10 protein-coding genes are annotated in these 16797 nt (G+C 60.0%); 5 read left to right on the top strand and 5 right to left on the bottom strand.

Going from position 1 to position 16797, the window contains the following annotated elements:
• Nucleotides 1-396: 396 nt before the first annotated feature.
• Nucleotides 397-888, bottom strand: coding sequence for a tyrosine-type recombinase/integrase (locus MWM45_RS17730; protein WP_418909723.1), 492 nt, complete (start codon nt 886-888; stop codon nt 397-399).
• 235 nt (nt 889-1123) lie between these two features.
• Between MWM45_RS17730 and MWM45_RS03680 the strand changes: the two genes are divergently transcribed.
• Nucleotides 1124-1915 (top strand): alpha/beta fold hydrolase, encoded by a 792-nt coding sequence (locus MWM45_RS03680; RefSeq protein WP_247828244.1) that lies wholly within the window; start codon nt 1124-1126, stop codon nt 1913-1915.
• 47 nt (nt 1916-1962) lie between these two features.
• On the opposite strand, the gene MWM45_RS03675 is transcribed toward MWM45_RS03680, so the two are convergent.
• From MWM45_RS03675 to MWM45_RS03660, 4 genes are all read right to left on the bottom strand, one after another.
• Nucleotides 1963-3795: a hybrid sensor histidine kinase/response regulator transcription factor gene (locus tag MWM45_RS03675; protein WP_247828241.1), complete on the bottom strand. Its 1833-nt coding sequence runs from the start codon at nt 3793-3795 to the stop codon at nt 1963-1965.
• A gap of 74 nt (nt 3796-3869) precedes the next feature.
• Entirely contained in the window at nt 3870-4517 is a 648-nt protein-coding gene (locus tag MWM45_RS03670; protein WP_247828239.1) for an HhH-GDP family DNA glycosylase, read from the bottom strand.
• 4 nt (nt 4518-4521) lie between these two features.
• Nucleotides 4522-4863: a hypothetical protein gene (locus tag MWM45_RS03665; RefSeq protein ID WP_247828238.1), complete on the bottom strand. Its 342-nt coding sequence runs from the start codon at nt 4861-4863 to the stop codon at nt 4522-4524.
• A 300-nt stretch (nt 4864-5163) separates the two neighbouring features.
• Nucleotides 5164-8313 carry a DEAD/DEAH box helicase gene (locus tag MWM45_RS03660; protein ID WP_247828237.1) on the bottom strand — a complete coding sequence of 1050 codons (3150 nt, stop codon included), beginning with the start codon at nt 8311-8313 and terminating at the stop codon, nt 5164-5166.
• Nucleotides 8314-9594: 1281 nt separating this feature from the next.
• On the opposite strand from MWM45_RS03660, the gene MWM45_RS03655 reads away from it, so the two are divergent.
• The 4 genes from MWM45_RS03655 (at nt 9595) to MWM45_RS03640 (ending at nt 16757) form a co-directional block, all read left to right on the top strand.
• A complete protein-coding gene (locus MWM45_RS03655; protein WP_247828235.1) occupies nt 9595-10815 on the top strand; it encodes a hypothetical protein in 1221 nt (406 codons plus the stop codon).
• Nucleotides 10816-11301: 486 nt separating this feature from the next.
• Entirely contained in the window at nt 11302-11964 is a 663-nt protein-coding gene (locus MWM45_RS03650) for a hypothetical protein (RefSeq protein ID WP_247828234.1), read from the top strand.
• Nucleotides 11965-12198: 234 nt separating this feature from the next.
• Nucleotides 12199-14202 (top strand): site-specific DNA-methyltransferase, encoded by a 2004-nt coding sequence (locus MWM45_RS03645; RefSeq protein ID WP_247828232.1) that lies wholly within the window; start codon nt 12199-12201, stop codon nt 14200-14202.
• The gene (locus tag MWM45_RS03640; protein ID WP_247828226.1) at nt 14199-16757 is read left to right on the top strand and encodes a DEAD/DEAH box helicase; all 2559 of its coding nucleotides are present in this window, start codon (nt 14199-14201) and stop codon (nt 16755-16757) included. The genes MWM45_RS03645 and MWM45_RS03640 overlap by 4 nt, the downstream gene beginning before the upstream one ends.
• Nucleotides 16758-16797: the final 40 nt, after the last annotated feature.

Here is a 16797-nt window from a genome sequence, read left to right as displayed (position 1 = left end):
AACATGCCTAGTCAGGCCGGTTCACTGGCCCGCGCGTTCGGTGCGCCTCTCCTAGGCTAGTAGTCGCTTAGCGAGCTAGTCACCTAAAAAGGTGATCGAGGCGTGCCCGGCCGAAGACTCGGTCATCGCTCCTACGGAAGTCATTTGATCATTCACCTTGAATATTCCGTTACTCGTTACAGGCTCGGAACAGTTCTCAGGAGCCTCGGAATGCGTAAGGGGATGAAGAACCCCTGCAAAGCTGTGTATCGATTCCGCCTCCGGGAGGGTCACTGTGGCGCGTTGACCGATGTGCTCTTTTCTTAGGTCTCTAATGTCCGCGAATTCAGGCTCCCACTCGCCCATGGTTGGGACATGTCTTACGCAAACAGCGCGTATCGGTCTTACAGGTTGGCCTCAGGCCAGTGCCCTTGCCGCCTCGTAGCCTGTCGACTTCATAAAACTGTTTTGTGCCCGGTCGTACCGGCGTGTGCTGCGGGGGTCAGCGTGACCCATCGAGTCCTGGAGGTCGTGAAGCGTCGCTCCAGCGCTCAGAGCGAGGGTCGCGTAAGCGTGAGGCAGGCTGTGCGGGCTGATCTGGCCTGGGATACCTGCCACCCGAGTCAACCGCTGCGCGGTACGAAACTGCTCAGACGCACCCCACCGCTTCCCCGTGGCCGTCGTGAAAATCGACGGGCCCTCGCCTGCCGCTGTTGCTAACTCCTGCCCCGTTGACTGGAGGTAAGCGTTCAGCGCTTCCACGGCGGGAGGGGGTACGACTACCTTCTGCTGCGCTCCACCCTTGCGCTGGACGGTGAGCGTCCGGTGCCCGGTGTTGTGGCCGTAGCCGGTGGTGCTCGCGTTCAGGGCCTCGCTGAGGCGTAGGCCGGAGTACAAATGCAAGCTCACCAAGGCATGCTACCTAGGCCCACGCCGTTTCAAGTAGGGCACGACATCGTGATGGAGTCCTGGTGGTGGCGGCTCTCTGTCTGGCTCATGCGCCCATTCTCACAGAAGATTCCCCTCGCCCTGCGGGAGTCGCCTCCAAAACGGACGACAGCGTCCCTCGCTACCGAGGGGACCGGCTGCTGCGGTTCGTGCCCGCATAGACTGGGTTCTCGCGCTGGCTACGAAAGGTCTCCACATGTTGAACACCGAACGAACCGGCGCCGGAAAGCCACTCGTGCTCGTGCATGGGCTCGGCTCGAGCGTCCGCACCTGGGACCCCATCCTCCCCCTGCTGCGGGAGCACCGCGAGGTCATCGCCATCGACCTCCCAGGGTTCGGCAGCAGCAAGCCGCTCGCGGGCGAGGTAACCATCACGACCCTCACGGACGCCGTCCAGCACTTCCTCGAGCAGGAGAACCTGCGCGATGCCGATCTCGTCGGGAGCTCGATGGGCGCGCGGATCGTGGTCGAACTGGCGCGAAAGGGTCACACCGGCAACGTCGTCGCCCTCGATCCCGGAGGATTCTGGAGCGACACTCAGGTGCGCATCTTCAACGGCAGCATCACCGCGTCCATTGCGCTGGTGCGGCGCATCCAGTCCGTCCTGCCGTCACTCGTCCAGCAGGCTGCGGGCCGGACGGCATTGCTTGCCCAGTTCTCCGCGGCCCCCTGGAAGCTCGACCCGGACCTCGTCCTGACGGAGCTCCGCGGATTCGCCACCTCGCCCAGTCTCGACGAGGCGCGTAAGTCGCTCGCACACGGCCCGCGCCAGGCAGGCGCCCCCCGCGGGACGCTCAAGGGCACGCTGGCGTTCGGCTGGGGCCGGGCGGACAGGGTCACCCCGCTCAGCGAGGCCGCCGTCGCCATGTCCCTCTATCCTGACGCCACCCTGCACGTCTTCGAGGATTGCGGGCACTTCCCGCACTGGGACCAGCCGCAGGAGACAGCCCGGTTCATCCTCGATGCCACCGCCGCTGGGTCGTCGTAACTATCCTCTAAGCCCAACCCCTGGCAGGTGTGCGGGCGGCGCCGCGCCTACCTGGGGTTCGCGATCGCCTGACCCTGGCGCTGCAGCCCCACCAGCATGGTGCGGTTGCGGGTCCCGGTCTTCCGGAGCATCGCGCTCACGTGCTTCTCGACGGTCTTGACCGAGATGGCGAGCCGCGTGGCGATCTGCTTGTCCGCCAGGCCTTCGGCCAAGAGGTCCCGGACCTCGAGTTCGCGGGCGGTCAGCTGGATCGTCTCGCCGGCGTCCGTCGCACGGGTCTCCGTGAGTCGAGTGAACATGGCCCCGTCCAGCAGGGCGTCGCCGCGGGCAGCTGCGACGACGACGCGCGCCACCTCCACCGGTGCGGAGGAGAGGGAGAGGAATCCCCGCACGCCCGAAGACGCCGCGGCCGCCAGTTGCTCGTCAGTGGGACGGTCGACGACGGCGACCACCGGCCGCTCCACGGTGTCACTCTCCTGCGCCCGGGCGTGGGCGTACTCGGCGAGCAGGTGCTCGTCGAGGACGAGCATGTCCGGCTGCAGGAGGGACACCGATTCCGTGAGGTCCTCGAGCGTCCCCACCTCCCCCAGCACCTGCACGGACGGTTCGGAGGTCTCGAGGAGCCGGACGAGCCCGGCCCGCAGCAGGGGCTGGGTGCAGGCGACGAGGACCTTCCACCGTTCCCGGGACGCGTCGCCATTAGAGGAGTAAGGCACTTCGGCGCGGACGCTCGTGCCCCAGCCCGGCGTCGAGTCCACGTGGAGCTCGCCGCGCAGGAAGTGGGCGCGGGCGGCCATCCCGTGCAGGCCGAGCCGGCTGCCCTTTAGGCGCGTCGTCTCAGGGTCCTCGAACCCGCGGCCGTTGTCCTCGATGACCGCCGCGATCCCGGTGGTGTCGTAGAAGATGCCCACCCGGCACGTCCTCGCGTCGGCATGCACCACCACATTGGCGATAGCCTCCTGGACGATCATGAAGAGCTGGTGCGCCACCGCCGACGCCAGGTCGTGGGGCTCGCCGGTGACGAGGAACGTCACGTCGATCGAATAGCCCGCGTTGATCCGGTCGACTTCCTGGCGGACTGCTTCCTCGAGCGTGCGGCCGGCCAGGCTGGAGGGACCGAAGCCCAGCACCGTGCGGCGCGTCTCGAAGAGCGCCTCATGGGCGAGCACGCGGGCGGCGTCGATGTGCTGGATCGACGACGAGCCGCCGGGCGTCGCCTTGTCGGCGCGGTCGAGGTGGAGCAGCAGCGAGCCGAGGGACCGCCCGATGGTCTCGTGGACCTCCTGCACCGCGCGTTCGCGTTCACCGGCGACGGCGGCTTCCCGTTCCTTCGCGGCGGCTGCGTGGTGGAGCCGCGAGTTCATGATGGCGATGGCGGCGTGGTTGGCGAAAAGTTCCACGAGGGAGGCGTCCGCCGGGCTGAAGACGCGGCCGGGGCCGTCACTGAAGATGGCGAACGTACCGATGATGGTTCCGGCCCAGGTGATGGGGACGCCGATGACGGCGCTCCCCCACCGCGGATCGGCCGGGTCGATGTGGCCCATCGGCACGGCCGCGTACCGGTCGAGGATCACGGTGCCGCGCGTCTTCACGATCTGCCCCGTGAGGCCTTCCGTCAGCGGGAAGGTCTGGCCCTCGCGGCAGCCGACGCCCTGATCCACTTCCTTGCGGTAATAGCCCTCGGCCTCATGGACGATCGAGATGGAGCCGCTCTCACACCCGAGAAGGGCGGCGGCGTGCCCGAGGACACGTTCGAGGAGCGGGACCAGTTCAAACTGTCCGGCGAGGTCGCCGGCGAGTTCGGTGATGCGGTCGAGCTGCGACGGCGGGGTGTGGATGTGCTGGTTCTGGGTGATGCTGGGCGTGGGAAGCTGCTGCATGTACGGCACCTGTCTCCTGCGACCGGACGCGGCGCTGCGCTCGGGGTTTCAGGATAGCGGGCCGAGCACTAGCATCAATTGACGTCGAGTGCGTCCTCAACTGTCCGGGACCGCTCGTGCGCCCAAAGCGCGTGATCAAGCTCCGTTGGGTTCGTTTCCAAAGCTCTTGCGGCCTCGATGACGATGTGCCGCGCTTCTTGAGGGGCTACCTGCCGTCCAAGGGCTCTGCTGACCGCAGCAACAATCCAGGTGTCTGCTTTGACGCCAGGCATGCCGAGAAGCATGCAAAAGTACTCCCACGTCACTGCACCGAGACCATGGACCTTCATGTAGGCCTTCTTATGATCGGGGTTCGTTCCTTCGAGGTCCTCTGCTGCCACAACCCCGACATCCGCCAGATTTCGTGCTGCTTCCTGGATGGCTGATGCCTTGGTGCGACCGCTGATCATCTGGTCGTTGAGCAACTCCTGAAGCATTTCGGAGTCAAAGTCCGCGAGCCGCTGAAGGTCATTGGCGTCTGAATCTGGCTCCAGCGAGGCGACGTACCTCTTTCCCGCCCCGCGCACGCCGTTGTGTTCGGACCCGTAGGTGGCCTGGATCGACAGCACAGCGTCGATAAGAGCCGACTCGATCGCACCCGCCCGTCCGCCAGGCCAGGCCGCCCACTTGTCTCGGGGAAGCTCGGTCTCGATGAGAGCTAGTAGGTGGTCAACGTCCCTCACTTAGTCACATCTCAGTCTTGCTCGGTGAGTTTTCCTTTGTAAGCAGATCTACCGGGTGTGATCGCGGCTGGGGGCTGGAGGTGTACTCCTCAGGCCGAGGCACTAGCACTTTCTCCATCGAATCAACTTTCGATGCAAGGCGAAATATACCGGTCAGCAGCAGAACCGAGCCAATGAGGCTGCTGAGGCCGGCAAGCAACATCATCGCCGCAAACGAGTCATTCGCTGCCGAATAGCTTCCGAGCGAGGACAGTAGACGTTCAAAAGCTAACGCACCGATTGCTTGCCCGGCGAACATGAGGATTAAGCCCCAAGTGAGCGGACCGGCGGACTGCTTGGAAACCATGTGATCCCTATCGATAAAAACTAATGCGCTCCGGTCGGCCCAAAAACAGCGGCCACATTGCGACGGTAATTCAACTGACGTGCGGAACTATCCGCGACGCATGAAAGCCAAGAATATCAGAGCGATGGAGCAAATTGTTCGACACCACGAGGCAGGCTGCTCCGCATGTTCTGCATCGTTGGCCCAACAGTCTCCGAAGCATGCCGATCGAGTGGCTCTTTCAGTTAAAGTCCATGCAATTGCTTCGGAATGCCGACTGAGTAAGTGTCCGCGATGGACTTGGCCACTGCCTAGCGAAAGCTACTGCGCTACCGCGGCCGCCTCTGCGAACACGTCCGCAGGCATTGCGCGGTGGAGCTTCCAAGTAATCGCGATGGGCCTCTCCCCCTCGTGCTGCACGTAGTCGACCGCGCCTAAACACGTGTACGGAACAGCGAGACCCGTTTCGTCCTCGGCAACCGGCCGCGTGAAGATCAGCACGTGCGAGCCATGGCCCTTGCGGTCCAGATACCGTCGTCCTACCGGGCTAGAAGTCGATGTCGCGTTTTGTGATTCCCAGTGAAACAGCTCAGGACTGATTGCGTAGTCCTTGTACATGGTCGATGCTGAGTGATTCTTGTCGTCCTTGTTGAGAGTGACAAAGAACGCGTCCGTCGAAGATTCGGCACACCAAGCAACACCTTCACGATGTTGCACGCTCTTCCCTGACTCGAGCGAGCCATAACCGAGCGCTGCAAGGATCTCCTCCCGACGATAAGTCGCGTGCGATAGAAGAGGAACATGCTGCAACCCCATGCCGAGGCTCTTGCCCGCGTGGCGTGATGCCGCAATACCAAGGGACACGAGTTGCCGGATCTCACTGCAAACGAACGGGAATTGCCGCAGATGCTGCAGCCCTGCGTCGTACGTCGCGAACCCACCGCCGTCGTTCCACAGGGTGAAGAACAGCATGCGGGCGAAGGTTTGGTCTCGTGGACCCAGCTCGGCGGACGGCGGACACGTCGGCTCGACGAGCCGCGCATAAGCTTCTCCGCGCTCGGGATCATCGACGTGGAGGAAGCGCACCATACGGCCGAGAAGCTTCTGCTCCTCCGGGCCGGACAGAGCCAGGATCTGCTCGCCCGTTCCAGCTTCCGCCAAAGAGCCGATCAATCCAGCCAGGCGGAGGTAGCCGGTCCATGAGTCCTTGGTGCTTCGGTAAAGCTGCTTGAGGTCACTCCCGGATTTCTGCAGGTAGGAACTTAGGTCGGTCTCGCCGTAGGAGGCGATGTCCCGCACGAGTTGTGCGCGGTTAAAGCGCAGCTGGGATTTGATGTTGTCGAGCACCACTTTTTGGGCAACTCGGTCGAGGATAATCTGAGAGCCCGATGGAAGATACGGGAACTCGTCTTCAACCGCTTTTTCCAACTGCTTGCGCCCGTACCCGGTAAGGGCGCGGTATCGGAGGTCGAAGCGGAACTCCCGTCGCTGCTGACCGATGAAGTCCAACACCGTCAGCACGGACTTCCCCTCGGCCCTCCGGAGGCCGCGGCCGAGTTGCTGCAGAAAAACAGTTGAGCTCTGCGTGGGACGGAGCAACAGAACTGTGTCTATCTGCGGTAGGTCGAGACCTTCATTGAAGAGGTCGACCGTGAAGAGACAGTTGAGCGTCGCGTCGCTTAGCTGAGCGAGGGCGAGCGCGCGCTCAGCGCCGTCGGTGCTGCCGTCGATGGCGAGCGATCGAAGGCCGGCGCGGTTGAACACCTCTGCCATGTAATGCGCATGCTGCACTGAAACGCAGAAGCCGAGCGCACGCATGTCGTCGGTACTGGTGACTTTGTCCCGCACTTCGCGGATCACCTTGGCCGCCCGCGCATCGTTTCCGGTGTAGAGGCGGTCAAGTTGCGCGAGGTCGTAGTTCCCGCGCCTCCACTCCAGCCTGCTCAGGTCGACGTCGTCTGACACCCCGAAGTAGTGGAACGGCACGAGGAGGTCAGCGTCCAAGGCATCCCAGAGGCGTAGTTCGCTCGCAGTCCGTCCGTCAAAGAACTGCTGCGCCACATTCACCCCGTCCCCACGTTCAGGAGTGGCCGTCAGCCCAAGCAACTGCTGGGGGCGTAGGTGGTCGATGAGCCGGCGATAGCTTGGCGCCATGGCATGGTGAAATTCGTCAATGACCACGACATCGAATGCATCCGGCTGTAATGTCTCGACCTTGAGTGAGGCTAATGACTGCACTGATGCGAAGACATGGTTCCAGCGGGTTGGCTTGTTGTCTCCCACATAGAGCTCGCCGAACGCGCCGTCCTGCAGGACCGTTCGATAGGTACTAAGCGCTTGCTTCAGAATCTCTTGCCGGTGAGCGACGAAGAGCAGCTTGAGGCGCCGTCCAGCCGCAGTACAGAGCCGCTGATAATCGAGCGCGGCGATGACGGTCTTCCCCGTACCGGTGGCGGCGACCATCAGGTTCTGCGTGTGGCCCTTGAGGCGTTCTGACTCGAGGTCTTCAAGCATCTCGACCTGGTGCAAATACGGCTCGACTTCAAGCCCGGTTGTCGGAGCTGGCGTACCTGTTCGTCTTCCACCGTTGCGTTCAAGTGCAGCGTCAAGTTTGTCGCCATCCCGCTCAGGGTCGTACGACTGGAAGGCGCGTTGCGCCCAGTAACTGTCGAAGGTGACTTCGAACTTCTTGAGGAGATCCGGTGTGGCGACGGAGCTGAGCCGGACGTTCCATTCCAGTCCATCGACCAACGCCGCTTGGCTGAGATTGGAGCTGCCCACGTAGGCAGTGTCGAATCCGGTGTTGCGGCGGAAGAGCCAAGCCTTCGCATGCAGTCGCGTCGCCTGCGACTCGTAACTGATCTTGACATCAGCGCCGTATCGATTGACCAGCTCGTCGATAGCGCGGCGCTCAGTAGCCCCCATATAGGTGGTCGTGATGACCCGCAGCTTCACGCCCCGCTCGGCCAGTCTCTCCAGCACCGGGTGGAGAAGCCTGAGCCCAGTCCACCGAACGAAGGCACAGAGAAGGTCAACGGTGTTCGCGGACTCCATCTCCGCGCGCAGCTCTGCGGCCAGGTTCGGTTCGTCTCTGCCATTTGTAAGCAGCGCAGAATCTGACAAGGCTGTCGATGGGCGCCGCAGGTCGCGCCGCTTGAACGCACCGGGTCGGTGTACGGAAACGAGCTGCAGGAGCCCGTTATCGATCGCATCATTAGCTGACACAGCCGTTAGGAGCTTGTTCGCAAGCTGAATCCGCTTCTCCGGCTCCGCCCTAAGCAACGCGTCACCTATCACCCCGCCGAGGTGCCGTGACATGGCGGCAACAGCGTCGCTCTCTCCCAACGGTTCAACCCTGGCGTCCAGCTCAGACGCAGTAGCCAGTCGCTCCGTGAGCGAACGAGTAACAAGTGACTCGTACAGCCCTTCGGGCAGCACTTCCCGCGCCCCTCCCCCATTGATTTGATGCATCGTTTCAGACTACGTCCACGAGCCGACGTAGTCCGTCGGCGCCGCAGACTGATCAGAAATACAAGAGCAGAGAATCAGCAGCGTTCGCTACTGTGCTTGGCCAACAGCAGCATGCGCGGTACCGACTCTCTTGCACGCTGCGAAAACAACAGGCCCTGACCGTAGGTCCGTCTTCCTGACTAGCTGTCCGGTGGCAGAACTCGAAATCAGGCGTAACCGATGCTTCCCGCACCCCCGCTCCTTGTACTCATCAAAGGCATTTTTCTGCTTTGTTGGGAACATCCGAGGTGAGACACATTGCTGAGACACAACGTTGTCGCCGACTCCCCCGCCGATGCTGGCTCCGCCGACCTACTACAGCGCCCTACCCTCCGTCCGATCAGCGGATCCTTTGACTGGATGGTTGAGGTGGGCAGGCGGCAAGGCATGGTGTCGATTGTGAAGGGGGACGAACGATAGCCTCCTTGAGGCACAAAAGGATGGGTAGCATTTCGACCCACAGCAGGCTACTGCCTTCCAGAAGCACCCGAACGAGTCGAGTGTTGGCTACAAGTCTCTATCGATCGACACAGCATTGACGAACGCAATGCTTACAACGTCGGAGACCGGGAAGAAGTTAGGCAGTCTTCACATGAGGTAGCTGTTCTGGCTCTCTGAGACCATCCGACCGTGAACACGGTGGGCTTCACTATCGACTTGGCGTCAGACACGGATGCCGGGAACCCTTCCGAGCAGTCCGGCGGCCGTACTCCTGATAGCCGCACTCAGTTGACACCTGCTTCTCGGCCTGTCGTTGTGATACCGCAGTTGCTCTCATCCTGACTCTGTCATGGTCAGTGCGCGGCGAAGATTGGTCCGAATCATGCTGAGGTGTCGAGCAACGTCGACCAGGGGCATCGCCACTCGCAGGAACACGCTCAAGGGCCAGTTCGCGGCCCAACAGATCATCAACCTGGGTTCATTCCCGGGTCAGGTACGCGGGAGTCCGGCGCATTCCTTCGGCTTCCTGTTAGAGGAGCTTGAGGCGTTTGCGGGCTTCGCGCAGTTCCGCGGGTTCCTTCTTCACCGCCCAAACCGTCAGATCCTCATAGGCCAATTAACCGATTCTTAAAAATCCCCAGTGCATTCATAACAAAAGCCCCGATCAATAGACCGGGGCAAATTGTTAGAGCAGAGTTTGGGCACACTTCAAAGTGAAAACCAGCACCCTGCTAAGGATCACTGTACGTCCTCGTCGCAGAAGGTGCAAGATGGGTGATTACGGTCGAACGAAGGAGTTAAGTGGACGACAGGGTTAAGCATGTGGTCAGGGGCCGAAGTGTCGAGATCGTTTGTGGCCTCGTGATGGTCATCTTAGGCGTGTGCCTGTCCGCATCGGCGGCCACTCAAGACGGCGGCGTCGATGTGTTGAAGGTTGCGGGCGGAAACCTGCTCACCGCGCTTGGCGGTGTTTTGCTGTCCTGGGTGGCCGCCATAGCTTTCTCACACCGGGAGGCGGTGCGCCAGCTTAGTGAGCAAGTGGACGCGGTCAGTCGGATCTTGAGTCATGCTGCAACCCGCGTGAGTCGTTCAGTCGAACGCTGCCAGGCTGGCGAGGAGGAAGTGCCGACTAGCCTTGCTCTCATCCAGCAGGCCACAACGATGATTTACGGTCAGATTGACGAGATCGGGCGCCTCACGGGCCACCCGCTTGATAGCGAAGACATGACTTTCACGCTAAGTGAATTGGACAAGCTGGCGGTTAAACTTGATCGAGAGCCCGGAACCCAAAACTCCGACATCCGTGAAGATGTCGCACGCATCCTCGCTCGTGCGAGAGGGGCAAAATCAACTTCACAATCGAAGATCCCGGTTGAAGTCGAATGCCCCCACTGCGAGGTCCGAAATGTCGCGGCATTGGGAACCGAGAGTGGCGCTACTGCTCGGGTTGAGTGTCGCTCCTGCAAAAGCCCTTTCAATGTCCACAGGTCTGGCACTGGAACCGCCTTCGCCCGAACCGTACCAAGCCATGCCAATCCATCGGGGCAGACAAATCATATTCAGCATACTCCTCCGGCCCAACCGGATTCCCCTACTGCGCTGAATGCAGCAGAAAAATACCCTAGCGCGCTGAACAGCAAAGAAAAGAAAAGCCAACTCGACGACAAGGGCCCAACCGTATTTTCATCCTTCAACTGTAGCTCGTGTGGCACTGACATGACCGTCCGAAGGTCGACAGAAGATAACCCAAAGTTGATGGTCTGCACGAAATGCCTTACTGCGAACTTCGTTACACCGCAATCGTTACAAGTGATAGATGGTGGACAGTTCACGCACACCAAGGGCGTAATAGTTGGTAGGTCAGGTTCGCAACCGCTTGTTTCTTGTCCTGAATGCGATCTCTCAATTAGGTGCGTTCTGAATGACGGTAAAAGTAAATACGGGTTTTGCGCCAAGGATCGTCAATTGATGGAAGTTACCCATCCGGCGTTTGAACAGTGGCGCAACGAAAATATAGCTTGAGCAAAGTTTTGCTCCAGATCGCGTTGTAGGCGGTACACCACGATTAGGGCGACGACACCTCCGGTACCTGCCGCAATGGTGTGCGCCAGCCCTGGTCAGGTCGGCGGGCGTTTCCTGGGCACCGGCGTTCAAGCGAGGCATCAAATCCACGCAGGAACAATCCCGTAGAGGACGGTGCGTGCCAAGGCACCAGTGACCACGGCACCATGCCTATGCTCCTCCCCTCCCAACCCACCACCCTGACTAGCATGTCCAAGCTGAGGATCCTTTGACTGGACCGCTGATAAACGGTTGGAGACCTGCCCGGATGCGTCTGGACGGGGTAGCAAAATCCGTTGCACTCACTGCACGCCGTCGACGACACTTCACACGCGACTTGTGCACCACCCTTGAGCGCGCATGCCTGCTGCACAACCACGCGGTGCTCAACGGGTCCTTTTTGCGCGATGGTCCGCCGTGGCATCGAGTCCCAGATATCATCCGATCATGACTGACTTAGATCTCCTCGTGACAGCCATCACTGAGGATCTCGGCGATCCTTCCGACTGGAGGGCCCCAGTAGAGTTCCGCGACTCCCTTGCTCTTTGTGCCCTGAACTCCGCCTACTCCCTGCGCGCGAGTTCGGCCGCAGCGACGAATGTCCTTGTCCGGTACCGTGCGCTTCGCCCAACGGCAGACACCGACAGTGGTCCAGACCTAATAGAAGCCATGGATAGCGCAGGTGGCCCCGCAGACTTCGCCCGAGACGTCCTGCGCAACGAAAGTAAACTTCCCGGTACGAACCGTTTGCGCCCTGAGGGCATTTACGAGGGCCTCTCCCGGCTCGCAGCTCTGGACACCGCAGTGACGAGCACAGAACACCTGCGAACCGCCGCGACCGACGGAAGTACCTCCGCAGAGACAGCATGGCTTTCAGTCAAGGGCTTCGGCACGCTTGCCTGGTCATACCTGATCATGAACGCAGGAGTCACCACCGAGACAAAGCCAGACGTGATGGTGCAGCGCTACCTCACCCGAGTTCTTGGCGATGACAACATACTTACCGCCCCACGAACACGGCAGCTCCTTCAAGCCGCGGCCACGAAGCTCGCTGTTGAACCCCGGGACTTGGACCGAGTGATATGGCTTCACGAGAGTCCTTCGAAGTAGTCTCCGGGTTAGAGATGCTTGAGCGGGACCTCTACGGCGCCCGCTGTAACTTTTCCTAGACGGCGAGCTTCTTTATGCGGCAGTGGCGGGTGCACTGCGTTACCGAGCAGAGACGGTGAGCGCGACGATCCTCTGTTGGATGTTTTAAGCTGCATCCGCTCATCATTCGAGCCGATTGCAGTTGGCTGCGCGGTTGCTAATACGATCACAGAGAACTTCTAAATAGGTGGCAAAATGAATCGCACCAAGCAGCGACTTGAACTCACTTGGTACAACAAGGACCTAGCTCTTATCCCAGCAGAGCACGGCAAGTATGGGTACGCCTGGGTGAGTCCAAACGATCCGCGGTACTGCCAGACCCGCCCACTGATCCTGACTGAGTACGTTGAGGGCCGGCAGGCGGACAAGGCTGATGACCAGTTCTACAGTGATCGAGCCGACCTTGAACCGCAGACGCAGAACCTGTTGATAGTTGGCGAGTCCGGAGACGCTCTGGAAGCGCTCACCCGTGTGCCGGAGCTGAAGGACAGGTACGTCGGCCAGGTGAAGTGCATCTATATCGACCCGCCCTTCAACACTGGCGAGATGACCTTCGGCAACTACGAGGACAACCTCGAACACTCAGTGTGGCTCGGGATGATGCGGGACCGACTTAAGCATCTGCGCAAACTCCTCAGCAATGACGGAACGATCTGGGTCCACCTAGACGATACTGAGAACCACCGGATGCGGTTGCTGTTGGATGAACTGTTCGGATCAGGGAACTTCGTTGCGGAAGTGCAATGGCAGAAAGCGGATTCGACCAGGAATGATGCGGCTGGCCTCTCTTCTGACCATGACACGATCCTCGTTTACAGGAAGAGCAGTCGCTGGACCCCGAATCGTTTGCCGCGCACTGCTGCGTCCAACGCCCGCTTCTCGTCTTCAGACGGAGACCCCATACCGTGGTTCGACGCGGACCCAACCGCTCCAGGGGCCGAAAAGCATCAAGGGATGGTCTACGCAATCCAGCACCCGATCACCGGAAAACTTGTCTATCCCGCGCGGAACCGGTGCTGGTGGACTGAACAAGCTGCCCTTCTATCGATCATGTCCGAGTACGCCCCTTACGAACTCCGAGACATTCAGGACGATGTCACCCGCGCAAAGTTATGCGGAACTCAGACGGTAGACGTGCGTGAGGGGGTGCCGGCGATCATGCTCGCCGTTCCACTTGAGGAGGCCGAAGTGACCGCCCGCCAAAGGTATGAAGAAGGCAATTGGCCAGCGGTTCTCCTTCGATCTGGAGGTACGGGCGGGTTAGGACGCAAGGCGTATGCGTCTACTCAGGGCCTTACACCATCCACTTGGTGGAGTAATAGTGCTGTTGGGCATAACAGAGAAGCGAAGGCTGAACTCAAAGCACTGTTTCCAGGAGCTATTCCATTCGCAACACCAAAGCCGGAGCGCCTTCTGGAGCGCGTCATCCATATCGCAACAAATCCCGGAGATATTGTCCTCGACGTTTTCGCGGGGTCAGGAACGACGGCGGCTGTGGCGCAGAAGATGGGGCGGCGATGGGTTACCTGCGAATTGATAGAGGACACCGTCGAGAACTTCACGCGACCACGGCTACAAAGGGTCATTAACGGTGATGAACCGGGCGGGGTCACTAGGGTTCCAGGGGAACGAATCGCGGCCATCGACGTGGAACTCCCGGATGGCATGACTGCCGATGAGGCGCAGCGATTCACTTCCCTGCTCAACAGGGTGATCAAGAGTGATGAGGAGCTGAAAAAGTCCTCGGTGGTCAAAGACCTGAAGGCACGAACCAAGACCACGAAAACTAAGAACGCTGTCAATTGGCGAGGTGGTGGAGGATTCGACGTCGCCCGTCTCGCTCCCCCGTGTTTCGACTATGACGAAGAGCTGGGCGTCGTGACGCTGACCGAGGCGGCTGAAAACCTCGAGGCACTGACGGCCTCCGTTGCCGCAAATCTGCGCTTCAAACTAACCCCGGAACATCGAGTGTTCCACGGAGTTCAAGGCCGGATGCGCCTGTTCGTGACCCGCACCCCCCTCACACCTGAATTCGTTACAGAGATCGCCTCGCACCTTGAAGAAGGTGAAGGATTAACGATTGCTTCAACGGTGATCCTCGACGGTGCAGCCCAAGCATTGAGGGAGTCCGCTCGGGGATCTCGCGTGCTTCACGTTCCGCAGGATCTGTTCGTCGCCGAGAAGGAGAACGCCCGATGATTTCTGGATTGATTCACGATCCGGCGCTTGTAGAGGCGATCAGCGCACGCTTCGATCTGCGTAAGCCTGTCCAGCTGGCTTTCGAGGCCGCCATCCGGGCGTTAGCTAACGGCCACGATCCGGCCGTGCCGATGGTTCTAGATCTGGCTACCGGCGTCGGCAAGACGTACGCTATGGCCGCCATAGTGGAGTACTTACGCACCCAGGGCGTCCGTGACGTGTTGATCGTGACGCCGTCGGCGATCGTGCAGTCAAAGACTGTCGCAAACTTCAGCCCTGGCCATTCGAAGTACATCGAAGGATCGCTTGTGCCTCCCTCAGTGGTGACGCCGGCGGATTACGACACTTGGACGGAGCGTTCTGGCAGGGATCGCCTTTTCGGTGGAGGCGAGGACTCAGTACAGTTGTTCATCCTGAATGTTCATCAGCTCACACCGCCGAAGACCACTGACGGGGAGACCACCGGCACTGGCAAGGATGCGGTCAGGCGCGCCTTTCGAACCTTTCGGGAGTCATCTGGGAATCCTCGTGACTACCTAAATAGCCTCGATGATCTAGTTATCATCGCCGATGAGCACCACCTCTATGGAGACACAGCCAAGGCATTCCAAGCTGGCATAAAGGATTTGGATCCCGCAGCCATCCTCGGGTTAACTGGTTCTGCCTCCGAAGACGATCACGTGCTCTTTCAGTACTCCCTTAAAGAGGCAATTACTGAGCGCTATGTGAAGCGACCCGTAATTGCATTTCGCAAGGGAGGCTACGGCGAGCACTCGGAGGAACAGCAGCTCCGTGATGCTTTGACCCTGCTACGGGTCAAGGATGATCACTACAAGGCATACCAGAGCGCCAACCCTGAGGAGCCGGAGGTCAGCGCTGCCTTATTCGTCCAGTGCGCAGACGTTGCACACGCCACGCAAATCGCAGATTTACTTAGAGGGGCGGAGTACTTCGGCAGCACTCAGGCGGTACTGCAAGTCGACAACGAACACAACGATGAGCAGACCCTCGACCGGCTAGGGACGATGGACCAGCCGCACTCCCCGGTGCGAGCTGTGGTCTCTGTGAACAAGCTAAAGGAGGGATGGGACGTCAAGAACGTGGCTGTCATGGTCACTCTGCGGGCCATGGCTTCCGAAGTTCTAACTCAACAGACTCTTGGTCGCGGATTGCGGCTCCCCTATGGAAGGTGGACTGGTGACGGTCACATCGACCAGCTAGACATCGTGGCCCATGAGTCCTTCCGCAACCTACTCAAAGCCGAAGACGTGCTCAAGTCATTTGGCATGGAGTCATTGCTCAAGAACACTCCCTCTGGGTCCACGCCAGGCACGAAAAGTGCTACCACCGAACCGGGACCTGACCCTTTGCGGGCCGACCCCAATACCGATGGCACAAGCGAAACGCAGCCCGCCGCGCAGACTGCAGTCCCTCATACTTCGCAGGGCGGTACCGAAATCATCAGCGTCGCCGATGGTTCCGTGGGGGTCATCATTCTGGACGATGATGCGCAGCTTACACCAGAACCAACGCCCCTGCCGGTGAAGGTCAAGATCAATCAGTCATTCGAGGGCACTACATTTAGCTTTCCCAGCACGACACTGTCACGCGAGACCGCACCCTTTAGCTTGTCAGCGATTTCTGACACGACCGTGGAAGAAGCAGCTCGTAAGGTCACCGACCAAGGCGGAGTGCTCTTGCGGGAGGCCATCATCATTAAAGGCAAGGTGCTCTCGACCTTGGCCCAAGAGGACGTCAAAGTCTCCGGGCTTTTTGTCCCAACAAACGAAGTCGTAGCCTCTCTCGTACAGACTCTCGTCGCTATGAAGGTGATCGAGCCGTCTAAGGTGAATCTGGCTCAGATAAAGAACCGCATCGCTCCCCTGATGGTCAGCAGCGCTCGGATCGATCGTTGGTCAAATAAGGCTCTAGCGTCAGCGGCTTACTACCTGCGAGAAGTCGTTCAACGCGCTGCTGCCGAACACTCCCAACGCCTAGGCACGACGACGACGGTTCGTGCCCGAACCATACCTATCGAGACCGAGTACCAGTTGCCGCTGGGCAAAAACATCTTGGACCTGCTCTCCACGGACACGAAAGGCGAGGGATTTAAGCGCTTTGAACACTACGGTCCCTGGGACAAGGGCTTGTTCGAAGCCGCAGCCTTCGACTCATTCAGCGCCGAGTACCGCATCGCTGCTCTCCTGAACCGATCAGGCGAAACTGACTGGTGGATGCGGCTTTATTCACGCCATAAGGCAACCATCGCATACACCACAAGTAACGACTACAACCCCGACTTCGTCGCGAAGGATAAAAAGGGATACCACTGGATCATCGAAGGCAAGTCCGAATCCGGCAAGGATGACCACACCGTCCAAACCAAGCGAGCCGCCGCGGAAGAAACCATTCGACTCCTACTTGGACATCCCGATTTTGCAGGTCAGAAATGGGGGTACATCATTGCCTACGAATCTGATGTAGCCAGAGCAGAATCATGGGAGGACCTTCGGGCAGCGACAAACCCAGTCATGACTAAGGAATACGGGATCTAAACCGAACTAGAGATACGAAATGACGAACAAGCTCGTTCAC

It is taken from the genome of Arthrobacter antioxidans (assembly GCF_023100725.1).
Taxonomy (GTDB): domain Bacteria; phylum Actinomycetota; class Actinomycetes; order Actinomycetales; family Micrococcaceae; genus Arthrobacter_D; species Arthrobacter_D antioxidans.
This window is presented reverse-complemented; position numbering and strand designations above follow the sequence as displayed.